Annotated in this window: 16 protein-coding genes and 1 tRNA gene; 5 read left to right on the forward strand and 12 right to left on the reverse strand. The window is 64.7% G+C overall.

Features of this window, described 5'->3' with window-relative positions; all coding sequences use genetic code 11:
- Positions 1-57: 57 nt before the first annotated feature.
- Together ACFVSI_RS12420 and mfd are read right to left on the reverse strand one after the other, a co-directional pair.
- On the reverse strand, positions 58-852 hold the full coding sequence (locus ACFVSI_RS12420) for a metal-dependent hydrolase (RefSeq protein WP_387823792.1): 795 nt from the start codon (positions 850-852) through the stop codon (positions 58-60).
- Positions 853-856: 4 nt separating this feature from the next.
- Entirely contained in the window at positions 857-4,489 is a 3,633-nt protein-coding gene (gene mfd, locus ACFVSI_RS12425) for a transcription-repair coupling factor (RefSeq protein WP_387823795.1), read from the reverse strand.
- A 108-nt stretch (positions 4,490-4,597) separates the two neighbouring features.
- On the opposite strand from mfd, the gene ACFVSI_RS12430 reads away from it, so the two are divergent.
- The 4 genes from ACFVSI_RS12430 to nhaA all read left to right on the forward strand — a co-directional run bounded on the left by ACFVSI_RS12430 (position 4,598) and on the right by nhaA (position 8,333).
- Positions 4,598-6,127: an SDR family oxidoreductase gene (locus ACFVSI_RS12430; protein ID WP_387823798.1), complete on the forward strand. Its 1,530-nt coding sequence runs from the start codon at positions 4,598-4,600 to the stop codon at positions 6,125-6,127.
- Positions 6,128-6,174: 47 nt separating this feature from the next.
- Positions 6,175-6,672: a DUF2505 domain-containing protein gene (locus ACFVSI_RS12435; protein WP_387823801.1), complete on the forward strand. Its 498-nt coding sequence runs from the start codon at positions 6,175-6,177 to the stop codon at positions 6,670-6,672.
- A 1-nt stretch (position 6,673) separates the two neighbouring features.
- Positions 6,674-6,895 (forward strand): SCO4848 family membrane protein, encoded by a 222-nt coding sequence (locus ACFVSI_RS12440; RefSeq protein WP_387823804.1) that lies wholly within the window; start codon positions 6,674-6,676, stop codon positions 6,893-6,895.
- A gap of 148 nt (positions 6,896-7,043) precedes the next feature.
- Positions 7,044-8,333: a Na+/H+ antiporter NhaA gene (gene nhaA, locus ACFVSI_RS12445; protein ID WP_387823806.1), complete on the forward strand. Its 1,290-nt coding sequence runs from the start codon at positions 7,044-7,046 to the stop codon at positions 8,331-8,333.
- Positions 8,334-8,345: 12 nt separating this feature from the next.
- On the opposite strand, the gene sufU is transcribed toward nhaA, so the two are convergent.
- The 10 genes from sufU to ACFVSI_RS12495 form a co-directional block, all read right to left on the reverse strand.
- The gene (sufU, locus tag ACFVSI_RS12450; RefSeq protein ID WP_387823810.1) at positions 8,346-8,801 is read right to left on the reverse strand and encodes a Fe-S cluster assembly sulfur transfer protein SufU; all 456 of its coding nucleotides are present in this window, start codon (positions 8,799-8,801) and stop codon (positions 8,346-8,348) included.
- 37 nt (positions 8,802-8,838) lie between these two features.
- On the reverse strand, positions 8,839-10,164 hold the full coding sequence (locus ACFVSI_RS12455; protein ID WP_387823813.1) for a SufS family cysteine desulfurase: 1,326 nt from the start codon (positions 10,162-10,164) through the stop codon (positions 8,839-8,841).
- Between the two features lie 80 nt (positions 10,165-10,244).
- On the reverse strand, positions 10,245-12,734 hold the full coding sequence (locus ACFVSI_RS12460; RefSeq protein WP_387823816.1) for an AAA family ATPase: 2,490 nt from the start codon (positions 12,732-12,734) through the stop codon (positions 10,245-10,247).
- Positions 12,735-13,201: 467 nt separating this feature from the next.
- Positions 13,202-15,859: an AAA family ATPase gene (locus ACFVSI_RS12465; protein ID WP_387823819.1), complete on the reverse strand. Its 2,658-nt coding sequence runs from the start codon at positions 15,857-15,859 to the stop codon at positions 13,202-13,204.
- A 41-nt stretch (positions 15,860-15,900) separates the two neighbouring features.
- Positions 15,901-18,633, reverse strand: a complete 2,733-nt coding sequence (locus ACFVSI_RS12470) for a LuxR C-terminal-related transcriptional regulator (RefSeq protein ID WP_387823822.1) — start codon at positions 18,631-18,633, stop codon at positions 15,901-15,903.
- 142 nt (positions 18,634-18,775) lie between these two features.
- Entirely contained in the window at positions 18,776-19,360 is a 585-nt protein-coding gene (gene pth, locus ACFVSI_RS12475; RefSeq protein ID WP_387823825.1) for an aminoacyl-tRNA hydrolase, read from the reverse strand.
- A 120-nt stretch (positions 19,361-19,480) separates the two neighbouring features.
- On the reverse strand, positions 19,481-20,059 hold the full coding sequence (locus ACFVSI_RS12480) for a 50S ribosomal protein L25/general stress protein Ctc (protein ID WP_387823827.1): 579 nt from the start codon (positions 20,057-20,059) through the stop codon (positions 19,481-19,483).
- 316 nt (positions 20,060-20,375) lie between these two features.
- Positions 20,376-21,356 carry a ribose-phosphate diphosphokinase gene (locus ACFVSI_RS12485; RefSeq protein ID WP_011774071.1) on the reverse strand — a complete coding sequence of 327 codons (981 nt, stop codon included), beginning with the start codon at positions 21,354-21,356 and terminating at the stop codon, positions 20,376-20,378.
- Positions 21,353-22,852, reverse strand: coding sequence for a bifunctional UDP-N-acetylglucosamine diphosphorylase/glucosamine-1-phosphate N-acetyltransferase GlmU (gene glmU / locus ACFVSI_RS12490; RefSeq protein ID WP_387823832.1), 1,500 nt, complete (start codon positions 22,850-22,852; stop codon positions 21,353-21,355). Before glmU ends, ACFVSI_RS12485 begins: the two co-directional genes overlap by 4 nt.
- A gap of 123 nt (positions 22,853-22,975) precedes the next feature.
- Positions 22,976-23,047: transfer RNA gene (locus tag ACFVSI_RS12495), tRNA-Gln, on the reverse strand.
- 276 nt (positions 23,048-23,323) lie between these two features.
- On the opposite strand from ACFVSI_RS12495, the gene ACFVSI_RS12500 reads away from it, so the two are divergent.
- On the forward strand, positions 23,324-23,923 hold the full coding sequence (locus tag ACFVSI_RS12500) for a TetR/AcrR family transcriptional regulator (protein WP_387824044.1): 600 nt from the start codon (positions 23,324-23,326) through the stop codon (positions 23,921-23,923).
- Positions 23,924-24,003: the final 80 nt, after the last annotated feature.

The following is a 24,003-nucleotide window of genomic DNA, read 5'->3' on the forward strand; positions in this document are numbered from 1 at the left end:
CACTTACGGCCCATCATCCCCTTCGGGATGGGCCGTAAGTGACCCCGCGTTCGTCGTTTAAAGCGCCAGGGCCGCCAGGAAGGCCGGCCAGTGCAGTTGGGCCAGCGACCACGCCGCGGCTCCCATACCCACCATCGCGTAGCCACTGACGGGAATCAGCACCAGCCATTCGCGTCGGGATCCGGCGCGGCCCAGCAGCGGCACGGAGAAGGCACCGTTCGCCCGCCAGATGCCGCTCACCAGCGACTTCCGCAGGAACTTCGGCGGCTTGATGACGATCGGCCACAACAAGGGCACGCCGCCCACAGTGATCATGTCCCCCACGATATGAACCACCACACCCGTGAGCATGGACAACGGGAGCCAGCCCCACTGATCAGGGGCAAACCAGGTGACCAGACCTGCCATGACCAGGGCAAAAAGCCAGTTGGTGATCCATCCGGACTTCGGGAACAGATTCAGCGCCTTGGCAGCCAGGTTGATCATGAACATGCACAGCAGGCCGGCGCCGATCGAGAGTTTGCCCACCGGTGTCATCATCTGGAACTGCGCGGCCATCGCGGCAAGCACCACGAACGCGGAGGCCCCCAGCAGCGAGTGAGTACCCTGCCGGTGCCCACCGCTTGCCTTCTCGATCCCCACGGCGATCACATTGGACAGCGGCGGCAGCGAATTGGCAATAGTGCTGTGCCGGTGGTCCCAGTCGCACACCAAAGCCGTTCCTGCCGTCGCCATGGCGCCAATCAGGATTCCGGTGGAATCCAGGGGGTACCAGCCCAAGGCGTAGGGACCGGTCGAGGCAATAGCTATCCACGCCGCGGCTCCCGACGCGGCGTGGTGTCCTCCCATCATTCGCTTAGCCCGCCTTCACAGGCACATCGGCGAAGATCGCTTCAATGACATTGTTGGCCCACTGGAGGATCTCGGCGTCCTGAAGGTCGCGGCCACCGATCCGAGCGGTCTTGGGCTTGGGAATGAGCACAGCGTCCAAGGCAGGCTTGACCTGCGAACCCGGGTACATGCGGTTCAGGCGCATGGTTTTGGATTCGGGCAGTTGCGCCGGCGAGAAGCGGATGAAGTTGCCTTGAAGTGCGACGTCGGACAACCCGGCTTCGCGGGCACCCACCCGGAAGCGGGCCACGGCAATGAGGTTTTGGGCCGGGAGCGGCGGCTCACCGTAGCGGTCCACGAGTTCGGCGAGCACCTCGTCGATGGCTTCATGCGTGGTGGCGGCGGCGAGCTTGCGGTAGGCCTCCAGGCGGAGCCTCTCCCCCGGAACATAGTCATGGGGCAGGTGTGCGTTGACCGGCAGCTCGATCTTCATCTCGGCGGCCTTCTCCTCGGCTTCGCCGCGATACTCGGCAACAGCCTCGCCCACCAGTCGGATGTAGAGATCGAAGCCGACGCCTTGGATGTGGCCTGACTGTTCTCCGCCCAGCAGATTGCCGGCACCACGGATTTCGAGGTCCTTCATGGCCAGCTGCATGCCCGCACCCAGCTCATTGTGCGCCGCCACTGCCTTCAAACGCTCCAAAGCCACCTCGCCTAGAGGCTTTTCCGAGGGGTAAAGGAAGTAAGCGTAGGCACGTTCGCGCCCACGGCCGACACGGCCACGAAGCTGGTGCAACTGCGAGAGGCCGTACTTGTCCGCCCCGTCAACGATGAGCGTGTTGGCGTTGGAGATGTCCAGGCCGGTTTCGATGATGGTGGTACAGACCAGGACGTCGAAGCGCTTCTCCCAGAAGTCCACAATGATCTTCTCCAGGCGGCTCTCGGACATCTGCCCGTGCGCCACCTCCACCCGCGCTTCAGGGACAAGCTCCCGGATCTGGGCCGCAATGCGCTCGATCGAGGACACCCGGTTGTGGACGAAGAACACCTGTCCCTCGCGCATGAGCTCGCGGCGGATGGCTGCCGAGGTCTGCTTGTTGGTGAAGGGTCCCACGTACGTCAGCACGGGGTGGCGTTCCTCCGGCGGGGTGGCCAGCGTTGAGGTTTCCCGGATACCGGTCAGGGACATTTCCAGGGTTCGCGGGATCGGCGTGGCACTCATGGCCAGCACATCGACGTTGGTGCGCATCTTCTTGAGCGCTTCCTTGTGTTCGACGCCGAAGCGCTGTTCCTCGTCCACAATGACCAAGCCAAGGTCCTTGAACTCAAAGTCCTTGGACAGCAGCCGGTGCGTTCCGATCACCACGTCCACGGCGCCACTCTTGACGCCCTCGGCCGTTTCCTTGGCCTCTTTGCTGGACTGGAAACGGGACAGCGGCTTCACTCGCAATGGGAAGCCGGAGAAGCGTTCGGTGAAGGTTTCGTAGTGCTGCTGTGCCAAGAGCGTGGTGGGCACCAGGACTGCCACCTGCTTGCCGTCCTGGACAGCCTTGAACGCCGCGCGGACAGCGATCTCGGTCTTGCCGTAGCCCACATCGCCGGACACCAGCCGGTCCATGGGGATCTCGCGCTCCATGTCTGCCTTGACCTCGTTGATGGTGGTCAACTGGTCAGGCGTCTCCACGTAAGGGAACGCCTCCTCCAACTCGCGCTGCCACGGAGTATCCGGGGCGAAGGCGTGCCCTCGGGATGCCATGCGGGCCGAGTACAGACGGATAAGTTCGCCGGCGATCTCCTTGACGGCTTTGCGGGCCTTGGACTTGGTGCTGGCCCAGTCCGCCCCGCCCATCTTGCTCAGGGCCGGAGTGTCGCCGCCAACGTAGCGGGTCACCTGGTCCAGCTGGTCCGTGGGTACGAAGAGACGGTCTCCGGGGGCGCCGCGCTTGGAGGGTGCGTACTCCAGCACCAGATACTCGCGCAGTCCGGCGTCGGACGACGACGTCCCGGTCACCTTGCGCTGTATGAGCTCCACGAACCGGCCGATGCCGTGCTGCTCGTGAACCACGAAATCCCCGGCGTGCAGCTGCAGCGGATCAACGGCGTTGCGTCGCTTGGACGGCATGCGGCGCATGTCCTTCGTGGAACTGGCCGTGGCCCGTCCCAGGAGGTCCGCTTCCGTCAACAGCCCCAGCTTCAGTCCATCCAGGACGAAACCACGGCCGACGGCGGCAGTGGTCACCTCGATGATGCCCGGCTGGGGTTCGTTATCCAGGGAGTCAACGCGGGTGCACGGAATGTCTGCGTCGTGGAACAGCTCAGCCAACCGCTGGGCAGGACCTGGGCCGTCGGTCACCACCACCACGCGCCACTGATCACGGACTCGCGAGCCGATGAATTCGAGCATCTCAGCGACGTCGCCCTGGTAGCCGCGCGGTTCGCGCGCACGCATGTTCAAAACGTCGATGTCCAGGACCAGGTCCTCGTCCGAGGCAAGGGAGGTGATGGACCACGAGGAAACGCCGTGTTCAAGCGCAGCGGAGCGGGTGTCCGTCAGTGAGCGGAAACTGGCGGCATGCAGGTCGGTCGAGGCCTGGGACGACAGATCAAGTGGCGCGGCGCCGCCGTCGGACGCTGTTGACCAGGCCGCTTCCAGGAACTCTTCATTGGTGGCCGCGAGGTCGTGCGCGCGGGTGCGCACCTTTTCGGGCTCGATGACCACCGACAGCGAGCCCGCCGGGAGCTGGTCCACGAACGGAACCATGGCATCCACCAGCACGGGCGCCAGGGATTCCATACCTTCAACCGCGATGCCGCCCGCGATCTTCTCCAGCATGTCTGCTGCGGCGGGCATGTCGGCCTTCAACTTGGCGGCGCGGGACATCACGGAAGGAGTGATGAGGATTTCCCGGCACGGCGGGGCGTGCAGTTCCGTGGGGTGGTGGATGCCGGGCGCGGACAGTGAGCGCTGGTCGGCGACGGCGAACCAGCGCATCTGGTCCACCTCGTCGCCAAAGAACTCCACACGGATGGGGTGGTCCTCGGTGGGCGGGAAGACGTCGAGGATGCCACCGCGGACGGCGAATTCACCACGATGGGTCACCATGTCCACCCGGGCATAGGCGGCGTCGGACAGGGCGCGGACAACTTCGGTGAAGGAGCGTTCCTGGCCCACCTGCAGCGTCACCGGAACGAGGTCGCCCAGGCCTGCCACGATCGGCTGAACAACGGCGCGAACGGGAGCCACCACAACGCGCAACGGGGCCGCCGTCGAGGTTTCCGGGTGGGTCAGGCGGCGCAGCACGGAAAGCCGCCGGCCCACGGTGTCGGAGCGCGGCGAAAGCCGTTCGTGCGGGAGGGTTTCCCAGCTCGGGAAAGTATCAACGGAGTCCGCGGGGAGATAGGAGCACAGGGCGGCTGTGAGGTCCTCGGCTTCCCTGCCCGTGGCAGTGACAGCGAGGACCACCGGCGCGCCGCCACCATCGGCAGCGGCATCGGCCAGGGCATCTGCCATTTCGGCGATCAGGACGGCCCGCATGCCGGTCGGGGCGCTGATCTGGTAGTCGGTGTTGCGGTCGCTGAAGGGCCGCTGGGCCTCTGTACGAACGCGCGCAAACGTCTTGTCCTCCGCCAGTGCGCGGCGCAGACCGTTGAGGCTCATGGCAGAAACTCCTAGGGTGGGTCCAAGGGCAGGCAACACAAATGCCCGGAAATTCAGACGAATGCCGGGTCATTCCAGCCTACCTCCACCCCAGCCCCAGGAGTTCCTTTGCAGCCTTCGGAAGCTACGCATTCCAACACCCCGCACGACACCAAGACGGTGCTGGTGACCGGTGCCACAGGTTATATCGGTGGCCGGCTGGTCCCGCGCCTCCTTGAAGCCGGTCATCGCGTGAAAGTCCTGGTCCGTACGCCCCAAAAGATCGCCGACGTGCCGTGGCATGACGACGTCGAGATCATTGAAAACAGCCTGTCCGACGCCGGCGGCCTCACCGAGGCGCTCCAGGGCGTGGACGTCCTGTACTACCTGGTTCATTCCATGGCCTCAGGCAGTGGCTTCGAAGCCAAGGAAGAAGCCATGGCCCGCTTGGTCGCCAAGGCAGCGACGGAGGCCGGCGTCGACAGGATCGTCTACCTCGGCGGACTGCACCCGGAGAACACGCAACTTTCCACGCACATGCGCTCCCGCGAGACCGTGGGCAAGGTGTTCCTGGAGTCGGCAGTGGACTCGATTGTGTTCCAGGCCGGAGTGGTGATCGGTTCGGGCTCAGCGTCCTTCGAGATGATCCGGCACCTGGCCGACACGCTCCCGGTCATGCCCGCGCCGAGCTGGGTTAATAACCGGATCGAAGCCATCGCGGTAAGGGACGTGCTGCATTATCTGGTGGCTGCTGCAACCCTTCCCGCAGGCCTCAACAGGAGCTTCGACATCGGTTCCCGGGACGTCCTGAAATACAAGGAGATGATGAACGAATACGCGCTCGAACGCGGGCTCCCCCGACGGCTGGTCATCGCTCTTCCCGTCCCCGCACCCAAGCTGGCTGGCTTGTGGGTCGCTCTGGTCACGCCCATCCCGTTGTCCATGTCCCTGCCGCTGGTTCAGTCACTGCAGCACGACGCCGTGTCGCGGGAGCACGACGTCGACCGTTACATCAAGCAGCCCGACGGCGGCCTGACCCCCTACCGCCGCGCCGTCGCCCTGGCGCTGGGCAAGGAACGGGACGGCCAGGTGGAGACGACCTGGGCCAATGCGGGCATCGACGCCGATCCCCTGCCCAGTGACCCCGACTGGGCCGGCTACAAAGTGTTCCTGGACGAGAGGACCTTCCACAGCGAATCCAAGCCGGAATACGTGTGGACCATCATCGAGGGCATCGGCGGCAAGAACGGCTGGTACTCGATGCCCTTGGCCTGGAAGGTGCGCGGTTGGCTGGACAAGCTGCAGGGCGGCGCGGGACTCTTGCGGGGCCGCCGCCACCCGAAGACGCTGAACACGGGCGAGGTTGTGGACTGGTGGCGGGTCGAAGCCATCGACCGAGGCCACTTGCTGCGTCTGCGGGCCGAAATGCGCGCTCCCGGCGGCGCCTGGCTGGAGTTGGCTGTGGAGCCCGACGGCGACGGCAGCCTCTATAAGCAACGCGCCATTTTCTTCCCGCGAGGCTTGGCTGGCCGGCTCTACTGGTTGGGCGTGTACCCGTTCCACGGGTTCATCTTTCCCTCGATGGCCCGCAACATCTCAGCGGCCGCAACAGAGCTCCAGGACGAAGCGCGTTCCAGTGAGTCCACCCGGACCCCGTAGGATGTTGGGAGCTAAAAAGCTTCACCACCACCATCCACGGAGGACCCATGGCCCTGAGTGCATCCACCACCCTGCCCCACAGCGTTGACCGCGTAGCGGCCGTCTTTGTCGACGAGGATTTCCTGCGCCACACCAGCGAATACGTGGGCGGCTCGCTGGAATCGTTCACCGTTGACGGCGACACCGCCGGTGCCTTCACCACCACCACGGTCCGCACGCTGCCCACCACCCGCCTGCCGGAGATCGCCCGCAAGTTCGTTGGCGAAACCCTGAAGGTAACGCAGACCGAGGAGTGGGAAGCCCCTGCTGCCGACGGTTCACGCGCCAGCAAGATCGCCCTGAAGATCGCCGGCGCCCCGCTGGATGTCACCGCCGTCCAGCGCCTCGTCGCTGAGGGCGGCAGCACCCGGATCGAGCTCGAAGGCAACGTGACGTCTTCGGTTCCGTTCCTGGGCGGGAAGATCGCGGACGCTGCCGAGCCCATGGTGGGCAAGGCCCTGGGCATCCAGTCGCAGCAGGCCGAGGCCTGGCTCGAAAGCCACTAGCATGCAGATTCCCGCGATCCTTGCGGTTGTCCTGATTGTGGCCGGTATCTGGTCGCTGGCTGTGTGGCCGCAGTTCCTCAAGCGCGTCATGAAGGACCCCCGGGCCCGCGACGCCGCAGGCAAGGCCACCAAGTTCCTGACCGTTCACGTCGTCCTGGTCACCATCTCCATGGTGCTGGGACTCGCGACAGCGGTCATCGGAATCGCGGGCCTCGTCGCCTGAGTTTCACCCAACTGCGGGACAGTAAACGCACTAATGAGCCCTCATTGGAGCGTTTACTGTCCCCTAGTTGGGTAGGATGGACAGTGGTGTGCCGGGAAGTCTGGTCGGCGGAGTCTTAGTGATACCCCGAACCAGGTAAGGAAACCCCGTGGCCCAGCACTCACCACCCGTCTTCTCCCGCTCCAGCTACCCCGAGTACCGCCGGATCCTCGCGATCCTCCGCACGGAAACCGTCGGCGGCGCGCTTTTGCTGGCAGCAACAGTCGTTGCCCTCATCTGGGCCAACTCCCCCGCGGCAGCTGGCTACTTCGCCCTCCGCGACCTCAAGCTCGGCTTCGAACCCTGGCACCTAGAGCTCAGCCTCGGCCACTGGGCGTCCGACGGCCTGCTCGCAGTCTTCTTCTTCCTCGCCGGACTGGAGCTTAAGCGCGAGTTCGTGGCCGGAGAACTCCGCAAACCGGCCCGCGCAGTAGTCCCGGTGGCTGCCGCGATCGGCGGAGTCGCAGTCCCGGCCCTGATCTTCGTCCTGTTCAATCTTGGATCACCTGAAACCCTCAAGGGCTGGGCCATCCCCACGGCCACGGACATTGCGTTCGCCTTGGCGGTCCTTGCGGTCATCAACACCCATCTGCCCGCGGCGCTCCGGACGTTCCTGCTCACACTCGCCGTAGTGGATGACCTGATTGCCATCGGCATCATCGCCTTTTTCTATTCCACCGGCCTCCAGCCGCTCATGCTGCTGGCCGCCGCAGTACCGCTGGCCCTCTTCACGTTCCTGGTGCAGAAACGGATCCGCAGCTGGTACCTCCTGGTGCCGCTGGCTCTGGCAACCTGGGGTTTCGTGCACGCCTCCGGCATCCATGCCACCGTGGCAGGCGTCCTGCTCGGTTTCGCCGTGCCGGTCTTTGCCAGCGGGAAGAAGGGCGAACCGGCCGAGGGTCTGGCCGAGCACTTCGAACACCGGCTCCGCCCCTTCTCAGCGGGGTTCGCAGTGCCAGTGTTCGCTTTCTTCTCAGCGGGGGTCGCCTTGGGCGGCCTGGAGGGCATGAGCGCGGCGCTGCAGGATCCCGTGGCGGTTGGCATCGTTTCAGCCTTGGTGGTGGGCAAGGCGGTCGGGGTCTTCGGCACTACGTTCCTGGTCACCAAGACCACGCGCGCGAGCCTGGATTCGAGCATCGCGTGGATCGATCTCTTCGGCCTCGCCCTCCTGGCGGGCATCGGCTTCACGGTCTCGCTGCTCATCGGCGAGCTGAGCTTCGGCGCTGGATCGGCCCACAACGACCACGCCAAGGTTGCCATCCTGGCAGGTTCCCTGATTTCGGCGCTGCTGGCCGCCGTCGTGCTTAAGGCCCGCAACCGGCGGTACCGGAAGGTTCAGGCGGACGAAGAACGGGACGACGACGGCGACGGCGTGCCTGACGTCTTCGCCCGCGCCTAGCCGCAGGGGTACTTAGCTTGTGGTCGCCTGGTTGAGCGCGTCCTCGGCAGCGACCCAGGAGATCATGGCGCACTTGACCCGGGCGGCGTAACGGGCCACTCCTTCAAAGGCTGCGGCGTCTCCCAGTATCTCCGGATCTGCCTGCACCTTCCCGCGTGAGCGGAGTACCTCGCGGAAGTTGTCGATTACTGAGTGCAGTTCCTCTACGGACATGCCCTCCCCCAGTTCGCTCAACACGGAAGCCGAGGCCATGGAGATGGAACAGCCCGCACCATCCCAGCTGATCTGCTGCACGGTCCCGTCAGCGACGGCCAGCCGGAGCGTCACTTCGTCCCCGCAGACCGGATTCAACTGGTGCGATTGGCCGGTGGCGGCTCCTGACGGTGCCTCTGTTCCGGCGAGGCCGCTGCCGTGCCGCTGCTTGGAATGGTCAAGGATGATCTGCTGGTAAAGCTGGTCAAGACTCATGGTGCTGGTGCCCGTTTCTTCGAAAAAGTCGTTGTGGTCAGGCCTGGAAGTAGGCCCGGACTCCGGAGACGGCGTCGAGGAAGGCATCGACGTCGTCCGTGGTGTTGTACAGGTACGTGCTCGCCCGGGTGGTCGCTGTCAGGCCGAGGCGGCGGTGCAGCGGCTGGGCGCAGTGGTGGCCGACGCGGACGGCGATGCCGCGGTCGTCAAGGAACTGCCCGACGTCGTGCGCGTGGACACCGGCGACGTCGAACGCTGCCAAGCCAATCCGTTCGGCACCGGATGCGGGACCAACAACGCGGATGCCCTCGATGCTTTCAAGGCCCTTGACCAAGCGCTGGCCCAGGGTCGCTTCCCAGGCGTGGATGCGGTCAATTCCGGTTTCGGAAAGGTAGTTCACGGCGGTTGCCAACGCCACAGCCTGGGAGATGCGTTGTGTTCCGGCCTCGAAGCGCTGCGGCGCGGGCAAGTATTCGGCGCGTTCCATGGTGACCGTGGTGATCATGGAACCACCGGTCAGGAACGGCGGCAGGACATCAAGAAGCTCCTGCTTGCCGTACAACACGCCCACACCGGTAGGAGCCAGCATCTTGTGACCGGAGAACACCGCGAAGTCGACGTCGAGCTTCTTCACGTCAACGGCCATATGGGGAACCGACTGGCAGGCATCCAGGACCACCAACGCGCCTACGCCCCGTGCCATGGCAACGAGGTCGGCCACGGGATTGATGGTGCCAAGGACGTTCGAAGCCTGCGTGAAGGCCAGCAGCCTGGTCCGGTTCCCGATGATCTCCGCGGCAGCATCGAGTCGAAGGGCGCCATCGTCGGTGATGGGGATGTATTTCAGTGTGGCGCCGGTGCGGAACGCGAGCTCCTGCCAGGGAATGAGGTTGGCGTGGTGTTCCATTTCGGTGACCACGATTTCGTCGCCCGGGCCGATGGCCAGGTCCTTCAAGCCGGAGCTGCCCCGACCCTGCGCAGCCCACAAAGCTGCGTTGGACAGGGCATAGCTGATCAGGTTGAGGCCCTCGGTGGCGTTGGAGGTCCACACGGTTTCCTCATACCGGGCGCCGATGAAGTCCGCCACGGTCTGGCGGGCGTCCTCGAAGGCCTCGGTCGCTTCGACGGCCAGGTGGTGGGCTCCGCGGTGCACGGCAGCGTTGCGCTGCTCGTAGAATTCCTGCTCAGCTTCGATGACGCTGAGCGGATTTTGCGAGGTAGCGCCGGAATCCAAGTAGATCAGTGGCTTTCCGTTGACCAGTTGATCCAGCACCGGGAAGTCGTTCCGGATCCGCAACACCTCCGCGTTGTCCATGGCATGCACGGACTGTTGCAACGAGACGGGAGTTGATACGGCAGTCAAGGGGCGCTCCTTGGAAAATCCTTCAGGGACTCCCCATTATCCCACGCAGGGCCCGATCGGGCAGTGTGCCGTTCAGCACGTCAGCTGCCTGCCCTCCCAGGGAGCCACCCCAGCGGCGGCACAGTCCCGCTGTCCAGGACACCGCGGAGCCGCTCAGCCAGGGCGTCCGACCTGCGGGCCGCCGCAGTGCGTGAGCGGGCCCGGTACGCAGGGGCCGCCTTGGCGCAGCAGAGCTCTGCGTGGGCGAACAACCGGTCCGCCGACAACGAGCGCCCCGCCGTTTCCAGGGTCTTGGGCTCGTCCTCGAGCAGGGCGCCCGCAAAGGCGCGCAGGGCGGCCCCTCCAGCACCCTCGACGGCGGTCGCGGCGGCCGCCAGGCGGCTCAGGGCGGCATCGTCGACGACGGCGGTGCTGCTTGCGTTGAGCGCCATGAGGGAGAGCGCCTCAGCTTCCAGCAACACCTTGCCCTGGCCGTGGAACTGCCCCGCCAGCGCCGGAAGATGCGTCGCTTTGCCTGAGGCGACGTCCCGGGCTGCTGCACGGTAGAGGGAGCTGAGCTGGGGCAGGAGGTCTTCGGGCGATGTCCTGGCTGAAGCCCTGTGCGCTTCACGGGTACCTCGTTTGGCCCGGGCCAAGGCCGCGGCCGGGTTACCGCTCAACGCTTCGCAGTAGGCCAGCATCGCCTGGGCGAAAGAGCGGACCGGCGGCAGGCCGGCGTCGGACAGTTCCGCCAGCACCTCCTCCAAGGTCACGCGCGCAGCCCGCGCGAACCCTTGGCTGAGCTGGATGTAGGCCCGTGCAACCTCCGAACACTCGGCCACGTGCCTGGGTATGTCGTGGGCCGGATAATCCAGAAGCGGACCCATGGCGTTCCAGCCAAGGTTGTGGCGCAAGCAGATTACATGCCGGAGAAGCACGCCGGCGCGGAACGCTTCCATCGCCGGATCATTGCCCACGGCCTTCATCGCCTGGGTGGAACGCACCAGGGCTTCCGTTGCCGTACCGGAGAGGAGCAGCCGTTCGGCCTCGCGAACATCCGCTGCGATCCGGCCAGCGGGGTTGTCCGCGTCGTCCCCGGAAGGAACATCACCCTGTACTGCACCCAGCAGTTCCAACGCCATCAGCCGATGGCCGGCGTCGAGCTTTACCTCGTCCGGTCCTGCCGCCGCCAAGTGCCGAAGGACCGGCGTGGCTTCGGCAATCCGCCCCTCGGCAATCAAAGCCCTCGCCCTGATCATTCCGGCTTCTTCCGCGTGATCCGGTCCCTTGACCGCGGCGGCCGCTTGAAGCACGAGTTCGGCGGTGGAGGGGCGGTCCGCGACGGGCGCTGCGGCCAAAAGAAGCTCATCGGCGAGGTCGAGGCCGCAATCCAGGGTCCAGGTCATCCATCGCAACATGCTCGGCGCCGTCTCACGGGTGAGGCCCGGTTCCTCGATTTGCTGGTGGAGCGCAAGGCTCCGGGACCGCGGGACAGCAAGCCGGGTAGCCTCGCCCCACAACCATGAACCCATGCGAACCATGGGCCGCCAGCCTGGCATCAGCCTGATGCGACGGTCCGCCAGCAGGTTTTCCACGGCTTTCGGCCCACAATGGCGTTCCAGGATCTCGAAGGCGACCGGCTCGGCCAAAGCGACCAGTTCCATAGCGAGCCGCTCCTCCGCCGGCCGGACTTCGTTGTCGGCCTGGACATGCTCCACAACGCCTGGCCAGTCGCAATGGGCGCGGGTGTCGATCGTCCAATAGCCCTCCCGCCGCACCAGAAGCCCGGCACGCCGCGCGTCCTCCACGGCGAGGCACAGGACGGCCACATTGAATCCGCTCATCGCTGCAAGGAGGCTGCTGGCCCGCTGCTGGACCTTCCCGTCCAGGAGGGACACGCACACTGCATGCGCTTCCGTGAGGGTGAACGGCGGCAGGAGGTACTGCTCCATGAAGCCGTCTTCCCAGAGCTGGTACAGGTCCTGGGGCAACGGGCGCCGACTGTCCGCGGTAGCTACGAGTTTGGCACCGAATCCTGGAATGAGCTGCAGCAGGACCCCAAGGGACGCTGGGTCGACGTAGTGGATGTCGTCCACCAGAAGGACCAGCTGGGGGCGGGCGGACTGGTTGCGGCGTTTGCCCCGCCGCTGCAGGGCCGGTGCCGAGTACACGTAGCTGGCAGGCCCGAGGGTGTTGGTGAGGGCACGAAGGACGTGGAGTCCCGGCATCGGTCCCTCACTTATGGCCGCATCGGGGATGTGCGCCGTTGAGTAGCTGGTTGCGGTGGTGGCGCTTACTCCGGGCCTGCGTGCTGCGGCGCTGGGAACCCCTTGGGCAAGCACTCCGTACTGTGTGGCGTCAAGGCTTCCAGCGAAGGTGCGGACGTCCATGGTTTCGGGGAGGCCGGCCTTGAGCGAGAGCAGCAAGTGGCTTTTCCCTGAACCTTTCTCCCCTGCGACAACGATGCCACTGGTGGAGGGGGAACGTACCGTGGAAAGAACCAGCTCCAGCAATTGCGCCCTGTCGGGGTGCTGCGGGGATCCCAGCCTGGCTGTGACGGTATCTTCGTCCAGCCAAGGGTCCGGCAGCATGCACACTCCAATTGCAGCAGTCCCATGTCCGGGAAGTTTTGTTTGGTGATTCGCGGGTCCCTGGCTTAGAAGCCGGCGGCGGCTGGGGGGAGAGTCTCGGTCTCAGAAGACTCTGTCGCCGCCGGCTTCGTTCAGGGCCGGACCACCTTCCGGTGGCCGGGGCATCGGCTAAAGAGACCACCGATGCGATTGATGCGACTTTCGGAATCCCGGTGATGCTTGGGGCTGAACCGTTCTTCCAAGATCAATATTGCCGGGGGCGCAAAAGCCAAACACCAGTAATCGGTACTCGATTACTGGGGTGCTTTTCACCGCCCGATACTGTGTTGTACTCAGTACCCGGAGGGGGCACTACTTGGTTCCGACACGAAACGCAGGCCGATTACTCCAGCGATTGGTTAAATCCTGCGGGAATCGGGCACAGGGGTGCCAAGGGGCTCTTTTGGGGTACTCAAGCGGACACTGGGTCAGCGTCGGACAACAGAGCCAAGATCTTCACGACGACGGATACCCAGCTTGGCGTAGCTGCGGTACAAATGGCCTTCCACGGTGCGAACCGACACCATGAGCTTCGCCGCTATTTGTCGATCGGTGAGGCCCGAAACGGCCAGCGCGACGATGTCCTGCTCACGACGTGTCAGTGGCACCGCGTGATCAGAATCGGTGTGTGGGTCGCGGACCAGGGAGTCGCCCATGCTCGCCTCGCTGACGTCCCGCATGACGGCCGCCTGTCGGGCTTCGGGGCGTTTACCTTCGGCATCGAAGGTTGCGGCCGCTTTGTCGAACGCCGCCGCAGCCGGTCCCGGCATCCCTGCCGCGGACATGAGGTTTCCTGCGTTCACGAAGCCTTGCCCCGCGCCGCTTAGCTGGGCTGAGGCCAGTGACTGCCACCCTGCCGCCCAGGCTCCCGTCATTCGGGCGGCGGTTTCTTCAATGGATTCGGTGGCACCGGCGTCCCCGAGCTCAGTCCTCAGGACCAGGTTCTGCAGGAGCAAGCCCGGCAACGCGTGCAGGCCCCCGGCTTCCGGCAGTTCCCGCAGCTTCTGCAGTCCGGACCCCTTGCTGAGAAGCTCCTGGCCGGCCAGGGCGAAAAGGCCAGCGAGCGCTTCAACGTAGCTGTTGCCCCTCCCGGGGACCTGTTCGCCCGCCAACCGTTGCGCGAGCGACGTGTTGCCGGACTTGGCTGCCGCATAGAGCGCCAAGGCGTGTCCGAGGCTTCTGAGCAGCTGGGGGTCCTTCACCCGGAGTGCCTCGACGGCCGGAGTCAGCAGCGCCATGGCCTGGTCCGTGCGACCCTGTCGCACGAGGGCCAGGCCCTTGAGTGTCTGGATGTCTCCCCCGAAGGTGATCAGCCCCATGGTCGAGCTGGCGGCGTAGCGGTCAAGGGCGGCATCGGCTGCACTCCAGTCCCCGGATTCCAGGGCGGCCAAGGCGTAGCGGACCACGACGAAATCCGCTACATACAGCAGGTTCCCGCCATGTTCATCGAGGAGGACCAGCGCTTCACGGCCTGCTTCGAGCGCATGCCCGGGCTGACCCTCAATCGTGAGCAGCTCGCACTCCATGGCCAACAGGAAGATCCGGTTCACGGCACTGTCGGGCTCATCCGTCCGCAGCTCTTCGGCAAACGAATCCAGGCCATCGCGAAGTTCGCTGTAACGGCCCTCGTGGGCCAGCGCGGCCAATTCCACAGTCCAGGCGTGCCGTTTGACCTGCATGGACGCGGCATTGGAGGGCGCAGTCCCATCGGTCAGCGATTTGGCCGCCGTCCGGGCATCGGATGCGATATCCGACGCCGAATCGCCTCGCGCCGAGCGGGCCGCCGCCCATAGCAGGCCCGCACCTGTCGGTCCCATGGGATCAGCATCAAGGAACCCTTTGTCCTCCTCCAGCAGGCGCACGGCACTGTTGTAATCGCCGTCGTTATATCTGACCAGCGCCATGACCGCGCGGGCGCGCGGCCGCAGTGCCTCGGAGCGGACCTTGCCCGCAGCTGCAAGCGCCAACGGGTTCTGGAGGAGCTTGACGGCCAGGAACGCGGCCCGCAGCAGCAGTTCGTCGTCGACGTCGGCACCGCAGTCCAGCGCCCAGCTCACCGTCCGGAGCAGACCCTCAGCGGTGGTGGGTTCCACGGCAAGATGTTGGACCATCCGTTGCCGGATCTGGAGGCTGCGGGCGGGCGAGACGATCTGGCGGAGCGCCTCGCTGTACATGGGATGCCACATTTTTAGTGGACTGCCGGCACCGTTCGTGGGGATGACCAGCCTGTTGTCCATCAAGGACCGTACGGTATCCCTGCCCACCTCCGCGTCCAGCAAAGCGGCAGGGACGGGCTCGGACAAGGCAATGACAAACATCGCCTCCCGCTCGGCCTCGCTGGTCCGCAGCACCCTGTTCCTGACAACCTCAGCCAGGTTTTCGCCGCTTCCGGAAGGCTCGCGGGTCAAGAGCCAGACTCCGTTGCGCCGTACGAGGTTCCCGTCGGCCCGCGAGTCGTCAAGCAGGCATCGCAGCAGCAGCGGGTTACCTTCGGACAGGGCGTGCAGCACGTCTGCCGCACTTGGCATAACGGTCCCGCCCAACGTCTTCTCTACCAGTTCGGTTGATGTGTCCTTGTCCAGGGGATGAAGCTCCAGACGCTCGGCCAAGCCGTCGTACCAGAGTTGAAGCAGTGCTGCCGGCAGACCGGGCCTGGGTCTGCTGGTGGCCACCAACCGCGCCCACCCCGCGGTGACCAGTTCAGCCAGAATCTGGGTGCTGCCTTCGTCGAGATCGTGGGCGTCATCGACCACGAGTAAGAGACGCGCACCCTCGCCGCCGCGCCTCTTCTCGAACTGCGACCAGAATTCGCGGAGGATCGCCACCGGAGAGGTGGCCTGCTCAACAGGGAGATCCAGCAAGTAAGGTGCCAGGACTCCAAAGGGCACAGCGGACAGCGCCGGGCTTCCGTGGATCCGCATCACCACCATTTCCGAGGCCAGGCGGGCTGCCAGCTCATCAGAAAACGCAGTCTTGCCGATGCCGGCGTCTGCCACGACCAGCACGGCCCCGGCGCCTTCCTGACGCAATATCTCCAAGGCCAGTTCCAGATCGGTGTCCCGGCCTACAAGGTACTCAGCCTGCATGGGCAGCCCGCACGAAGAATGTGGATGCCGCCCGCCCTACCTCACAGGAGCCCATTAAGCTCGCCCCGAGACGACACACCGAGCTTGGTGAACACTTGGTACAAATGACCTTCTACAGTTCGCACAGACACCCCAATATCCATCGCGATTTCGCGGTTGCTGACACCCTTTCCGGCGAGTTTAGCAATTTGGCGTTCCCGCTCGGTCAATACCGGCGCGTCGGATCTTGGCTGGATGGGAAGCGCGGAGACTGAATGCTCCAGGCGTTCCAATCTCAGCTGGGCCGTCCGCGCCGTCGTGGTCTCCCCGGCATCCCGTGCGAAGTCCAACGCCATGGCCACGCAACGCGCCTCCACCACCAGCAGATCAAGGGACGCGGCGGCGTCGGCGGCTTCCAACAAACTGCGGGAACTCTTGTTGAGGGAGCCACGGGCGAGGTCCCCGGAGATCTTGGCCAGCGGTCCCTGACGGCGGCCGGCAATGTCCTCCAGCAGCCGGTACTCCTCATCAGTGCCTTCCACGGTGGCCCCGAAGAGACAGATGCCCGCCGTCGTGTAGCGCCGCTGCTCAATGTCGTCGTGGACACGCTCAAGCAGCCGCTCCTTCACATCGGGGTCGCCCATCCACCTGCCTGCCATCTCGGCGCAGAACACCCCCACCGATTCGGAGAAGTACATCCCGGCTCCCCTGCTGGTCCTGTACAGGTCCAGGTAGCGGCCGGCCTCGACGAAATTTCCCAATTGGGCATACGCGAAGGCGGTGGCAGCGTACGCCACTTTGTTCATGTTCATGGCGGGCCGGAGCTCCAACTGGGCAACTGCGGAGCGCAGCGGTTCGATGGCGCTGGCCGGCTTGCCTGCATAGGCATACGCCAGGCCGGCGCCCAATTCAGTGAGCGCACCCCGGTACTGGAGGCGGGAGGGCCTTGAAGGAGTACGCCTCATCAATTCGATGCATTTGCGCCACTGGCCGGACAACAAAAGGACCAGGAAGGCATGCCTGGCGAAAGCCTCTTCCAGCTGGGCCGGCCTGTCCGAGTCCGCCAAATGCCGTGAGACGTTCCGGGCAAGCTGCTGGGCCTCCATCTCCCGGCCCAGTATGCAGCGGGCCTCGATCAGGAAAAAGGACGAGCGAAGCCAATGCTCACGGTCCTCCGCGAAGTCCTTCTCCAGCTCCTTTTCGAGGTCCTCAACCATGGACGCGTACTCGCCCATAAATGTCTTGTACTCGTAGTTGCACAGCTGCAGCCGGTTCCGGGCCCTGTTCATTGTTGCCGACGGATAGTCGGAGGCCATCGTTTCGAGCCTTTCGAAGGCCTCCGAGAGGACTCCGGGAACCATGGCGGACCGGCCATCAATCCAGGTCATTGCCTGGCATTGGGCGGCCGCAACTTCAGCGAACTCCAGCGGATCCAGTCCGTCGATGTGTGCCTCGGAAATCTCGTCCAGTGCCTGGGCGGCATGCAACGGCAGGTCAAGCATGAGGTAGGCAGCGGCTTTGAGCCGCTGGCCCTGCACCCACTCGGCATCCCCGGGGTTCAACGACACGGTGCATTGGATGGCGAAGTTGGGATCATAGTCGTCCAAGGCAGCAAGTCCGGCGGCAAGAGCCAATGCCGGCGACGGCTGGGGCTCATCCTCGCAGGCGTGCATCCAGGCGGCGTAGCTCAACAGGTCCTGCGGAGCCAGGCCGCTGGGTTCGGGCTCTTCGGAACCGTGCAGCATCACACGCAGTTCCCTCATGCGGCGCGTACTCAGCCAACTGCGGACTACTTCGCCAACATAGGGGTCCCGGAGGCAGACCCAATGCTCTGCCTCCCGCTCGACCGTGAGCAGGCCGGTTTCCTCCATCTCCACCAGGACCTGCGTCCCGAAGATGCCTGCGAGATCCACCAGCGTGGCGCGCTGCGCGCATGCCAGGACTTCCACCACTGTCCTGCTGGCCTGCGGTTCGCGCGCCAGTCTGGACCGGACGAAATCCTCCACCACCGTGGCGCCCTCGAGTGTGATCCGGTCACGGAGGGTCCACACGGAGTCGTTAAGGACCAGGTTGCCCCTGTGGCGCTGCTCCTCCAGGAGCGCGTGCAACAGCATGGGGTTGCCCCCGACGGCCGCATGTAACGAGCCCGCCAGCGTTGTGGAGACATAGTGGCCCAGGACTGAGCCCAGCACCTGCTTTGTTTGTTCCTCGCTGAGTGTGTTCAGGTGTACCTCGCCCAGTTCACCGTCCAGCACCATCCGGTGGAAATCCGCCGGCAGATCGCTGGCGCGCTGGACCGTAGCCACCACCTTGGCGGTACCCGTGGACATCAGGTTCAGCAGAACGCCCGTGCTCATGGGATCCATGCCGCCTGCGTTGTCCAGAATGAAGACGGTTTCCCGTCCCGCAGCTTCGGCCCTGATCAGGCTGGTTACGGCATGGAGGATGCCCGTGGGGGAACCAACAGCCTCAGAGGGCAAGCGGGCCAGCAGGAAACCGAGGCACCCATAGGGGGTTTGGCCGTTCGCTACCGTATTGCGCAGCTGCAGGCTGTGGACCTTGGGGCCGAGGGAGGACACCACAGCCCGGGCGAGGCCGGATTTGCCGATACCCCTCTCGCCCGTGAGGATCACTCCATAAGAGTCCGGTGAGTCAAGATACTTGACGGCTTTGGACAGATCATGGCTCCGGGCCAGCAGTGACCATGTCTGGCGGTCGCTTGGTCCGCCCACGAGATCGGGAGCCGCAGCCCTCGCTGCGCCTCCACCGCTCCTGTTTAGCAACTCCGCCGACATCTGCATCCTTAGCTAACACAATCGCGATAGTCCCCCACCGCTCATCTGCGTAACATGCACACTACCTGCGGGCGACGACAGTTTGTAGGCCTAGAGCTCCTCGAAGCAGTCAGTCTTTGATCAGGCTTTACTCAAGATTTGCTCAAGCTTTGGCGGGGTGGTGTTTCTGCTGGGCGGCCAGCAGGCCTTCGGCTATCAGCAGTTCCACCGCGTCGGCAGCCTCGTCCAGGAGGAAAGGGAGTTCTTTCTTCTCCGCAGTGGCGAAGTCCCGCAACACGTAGTCAGCGGTATCCATGCGTCCCGGGGGCCTTCCCACGCCGACCCGGACCCGCAAATAATCCCTTGTTGCCAAGGCTTTGGAGATATCACGGAGGCCGTTGTGGCCGCCCTCCCCACCGCCGATTTTTAGCTTGACTGTGTTAAATGGGATGTCGATCTCATCATGGACGGCAATGACGTGGTCAGCAGCGATGTCGAAGAACTTGCACAGCCCCGCCACAGGACCGCCGGAGACATTCATGTAGGTCATCGGTTTCGCGAGCACCACACGCGGACCGCCCAGACCAAGGCGGCCTTCCACTACCTGGGCGCGCGTTTTGTGGGCCTTGAATTTCCCACCCATGCGGGAGGCCAGTTCATCCAGCACCATCTGGCCCACATTGTGCCTGTTGTTGCTGTACTCACCGCCGGGGTTGCCGAGGCCGACAATCAGCCAGGTGTCAGTCATGGTCCCATCCTAGGAAACGTTGTGCGACGCAGCGACGATAGTGGCGTCATGGAAAAGGAAAGTGGCCGGACCCCAAGGGACCCGGCCACCTCAAAGGCATCAGCCTCAAGCAGTCAAAGACTACTCGGCAGCTGCTTCTTCGGAGCCTTCGGCTTCTTCAGCTGCGGCTTCCTCGGCAACGCGGACAACCAAGGTCTCAGCGTCGGCGAGCAGGGTGGAACCCTTGGGCAGGACGAGGTCCGAAGCATGGACGTTCTCGCCGGCCTGGCGGCCTTCGATGTCAACCTCGACGGCGGTGGGAACGTGGGTTGCCTCGGCCTCCAGGGAGATGGTGGTTGCTTCGAGGGTCGCGACAGCGCCCGGAGCAACTTCGCCGCTCACGTGGATGGCAACGTCAACGGTTACCTTCTCGCCGGCCTGGACGGTCTGCAGGTCAACGTGCTCGATGATCTGCTTTACCGGATCGCGCTGGATGTCCTTGACCAGAGTCAGGTGCTGCTCGCCGTCGACGTCGATTGCCAGGAGGGCGTTGGAAACGCGGACAGCCAGCGTGGTGGCCTTTGCCGGCAGGTTGACGTGGAGCGGCTCTGCGCCGTGGCCGTAGATGACAGCGGGGATCTGGCCGGCCATGCGTGCACGGCGGGCGAAGCCCTTGCCGAATTCGGTGCGCAGTTCCGCGGTGAGCTTCTGCTCAGACATGTGTACTCCTTGATTACTGTGGCGCCCGGTCGGGGCCGGGCTGGTCTTTCAGCAAGGGCGGAGGTCTGGAGACCTTCGACGCCCGGCTGAGCACGGCCGCGTGCAGCCGTTCCGCCTGTGTTGAAGGAGATGCAGACCCAGTCGATAACGGAGACCCGCAACCCTGGTCCACGAAACGTGGGCCGGATGTGCTCTCCCTCGCCAAGGTATCCCCAAGAGTCTACCAGCGCTGCCTGCATTCGGAGAAAACGGGTGCAAAAAACGAGCCACCCGCACGCCCGGAGGCGGCGGATGGCCCGTCTCAGCTCAGCTGGAGTCAGGCCTTGCCGTCGAACAGGCTGGTGACCGAACCGTCGTCGAACACTTCGCGGATGGCGCGCGCAATCAAAGGCGCGATCGACAACACGGTGAGCGACGGGAAACGCTTCTCCGCCGGGATCGGCAGCGTGTTGGTGACAACAACTTCGCGGGCACCCGAATCAGCGAGACGCTGCGCTGCGGGGTCGGAGAAGACAGCGTGGGTGCAGGCGATGATGACGTCCTTGGCACCGGCGTTCTTCAGGACCTGGACGGCGCCGGAGATGGTTCCACCGGTGTCGATCATGTCGTCAATCAGCACACAGGTGCGGCCTTCGACCTGGCCCACAACAGTCTTGGAGACGGCCTGGTTGGGCACAGTGAGGTCGCGGCTCTTGTGCACGAACGCCAGCGGGGCACCGCCCAGGCGTTCGGCCCACTGCTCGGCAACGCGGACACGGCCGGTATCAGGGGAAACCACCGTAATGTTGTCGGCTTCAACCTTGGTGCGGATGTAGTCAGCCAGCAGCGGGATGGCCATCAGGTGGTCGACGGGACCATCGAAGAAGCCCTGGATCTGCGAGGTGTGCAGGTCCACGGACATGATGCGGTCCGCACCTGCGGTCTTGTAGAGGTCGGCAACCAGGCGGGCGGAGATGGGCTCGCGGCCGCGGCCCTTCTTGTCCTGGCGCGAGTAGGGGTAGAACGGGGAAACGACCGTGATCCTCTTGGCGGAGGCGCGCTTGAGGGAGTCGATCATGATCAACTGCTCCATCAGCCAGTTGTTCAGCGGTGCCGGGTGGGCCTGGATGACGAAGGCATCAGTGCCTCGCACGCTCTCGGCCGAACGGACGTAGATCTCACCGTTGGCGAAGTCGTAGGCGTCGATGGGCAGGAGCTCGGTCTCCAGCTCCTTCGCGATTTCCTGCGCCAGCTCCGGATGCGCCCTTCCGGCGGCGAGAATCAGTTTCTTCTCGCCGTGTGCGGTAATTTCGCTCATGCCTGATTGCCTTCTTCTGTGGTTGCCGGGGATTGTGGGGACGTGGAGGTGGAGGTCAGCTCTTGCGCTGCTTCGGCCAGCTTGGCGGAGCCGCTGCCCGGACGGTTGGCGATGACCCAACCTTCGGCGTTGCGCTGGGCGGCCAGGCTGACGGCAAGGGCACCGGCGGGAACATCCTTGCGGATTACCGCCCCGGCACCGCTGTAGGCGCCGTCGCCAACGGTGACGGGAGCGACGAAGACCGTGTTCGAACCTGTGCGGACGCCCGAGCCGATCACCGTGCGGTGCTTCTTCTCGCCGTCGTAATTTGCGGTGATGTTTCCGCAACCGATGTTGGTGTCTTCGCCGATTTCGGCGTCGCCGGCGTATCCCAGGTGGGAGAGCTTCGAGCCCCGGCCGATGGTCACGTTCTTGGTCTCGTAGAACGCACCGATCTTGCCCGTCTCCCCCAGGACCGTGCCCGGCCGGAGGTAGGTGAAGGGACCCACGCTTGCCTTGGCGCCGATGGTGGAACCGGAGCCGTGCGTGCGGATCACCTTCGCGCCTTCGCCGACCTTCACGTCGGTCAGGGTCGTGTCAGGTCCGACGACGGCGTCCCTCGCCACGGTGGTGGAGCCATGCAGTTGCGTATTGGGCAGGAGGCGGACGTCCTCGTCAAGGGTGACGGTGGAATCGATCCAGGTGGTGGACGGGTCCACCACGGTCACGCCAGCGCGCATCCAGGCTTCGATGATGCGGCGGTTGTGTTCGGCGCCGAGCGCCGAAAGCTGAATGCGGTCGTTGGCGCCCTCAACCTGCCAGCGGTCTTCAGTCACGACGGCGGCGACCCGGCCTCCGGCGTCGCGCGCCAGTCCGAGGACATCGGTGAGGTACATCTCACCCTGGGCGTTGTCCGTGGTGACGCTTTCGAGTGCTTTGCGCAGGACGGCGGCGTCGAAGGCGTAGATACCGGAATTGACTTCGCGGATGCTGCGCTCAGCGTCGCTTGCGTCCTTGTGTTCCCGGATGCCGGTCACGGTGCCGTCTTCGGCACGCAGGATCCTGCCATAGCCCGAGGCATCGTCCAGGACCGCAGTGAGGACCGTTACGGCGTTGGCTTCGGACTCGTGGGTCGCAACCAGTTCGGCCAGCAGTTCACCGGTCAGGAGGGGAACATCGCCGTACGTGACCACGACTGTGCCGGTCAGGGGGGCTTCGGCGTCGAGCGCGTTCAAAGCCACTTCCACCGCGCGTCCGGTGCCGGGGATCTCGTCCTGGTCTACGATCAGCGCTTCGGGGTCCAGTGCCGAGACGTGCCCGGCCACCCGGTCACGCTCGTGGCGCACAACCAGCGCGAGCTTGGCGGGGTTGATGGCGCGGGCTGCGAGCAGAGCGTGGCCAACCATTGAACGGCCGCCGATTTCGTGGAGGATCTTGGGAGTGCGCGACTTCATGCGCGTTCCGGCGCCTGCGGCCAAGACGATCACCGCTGCGGGACCGTTGGTTTCGGGGCTCACGTACTGGCTCTCCTTGCTCTGTATGTCCCGGGTAACCCGGCTTCGGATTGCTGCCATCCAACAATGGACCCAGGCACCGTTAGAGCCGTCACAGGTACAGAGAAGGAGCGCGTTTTCCGACCGTTCCGCCCATAGGATTCGAACCTATACTCCACGGCTCCAAAGGCCGGGGTGCTGCCGTTACACCAGAGCGGACCGTGCGTGGCTCCTCCTTCGGACCAGCGGCCCGGAGGGTCTCCCGGAGTCCCGGGTTCCACACACAAGAAACTAGTTTGCCATGACCATTGCATGCTTCGCGACTTGGCCGCCTGGCAAACCCTTCGCGACGCACCATCGCACGGTGCCTTCACCCGCTCGGCGAGGCATCTGCGGCATGATGGTCAGGTGAGCAAGCGCACTGAACTTTCCCGGCCTGGGGCCACGTCCGCCCCGTTGGACCACGCTTCCAACGGCCAGCAGGTGCGGGTCCGGATGACCGGTCAGCAACGCAAGTCACAGTTGATCAGCATTGGCAGGGCGTTGTTCTCAGCCCGGGGCCTGGACGGCACCACCATCGAGGAAATCGCCGCGTCGGCCGGTGTTTCCAAGCCAGTGATCTACGAACACTTTGGTTCCAAGGAAGGCCTGTACCGGCAGGTCGTGGATACCGAATTCCACATCCTGCTGGACTCCATTACGGAGGCCCTCAGCACCGAGGCGAAGCCACGGGTCCTGGTGGAACGCGCGGCATTGGCCCTCCTGGGCTACATTGAGGACCGCACTGACGGCTTCCGGATCCTCATGCGCGATGCGCCGCCTTCACAGCCCGAAGGCGCCTTCTCCACCCTGCTTTCCCATGTCACCGCCCGCGTGGAGCACCTTCTCTCGGACGAATTCGCCCGCCGGGGCTTCAGTGCGGCCGACGGCGCCATGTACGCCCAGATGCTTGTAGGCATGGTTGCCATGACCGGCCAGTGGTGGCTCGACAGCCGTGAGCCCGACAAGCGCGCTGTAGCTGCACACTTGGTCAACCTTGCCTGGAACGGATTGACCGGTCTGCAGAAGGAACCAGAGCTGCGTTCGGAGGGCTGACCCTCCTTCGCACACCCACTTCACCCCAACCCTCACTCTCAACCCACCCACTTCACCTGGTGCAATTTCCGGCATGAGTA

This window comes from Paenarthrobacter sp. NPDC057981, from assembly GCF_042886835.1.
Taxonomy (GTDB): domain Bacteria; phylum Actinomycetota; class Actinomycetes; order Actinomycetales; family Micrococcaceae; genus Arthrobacter.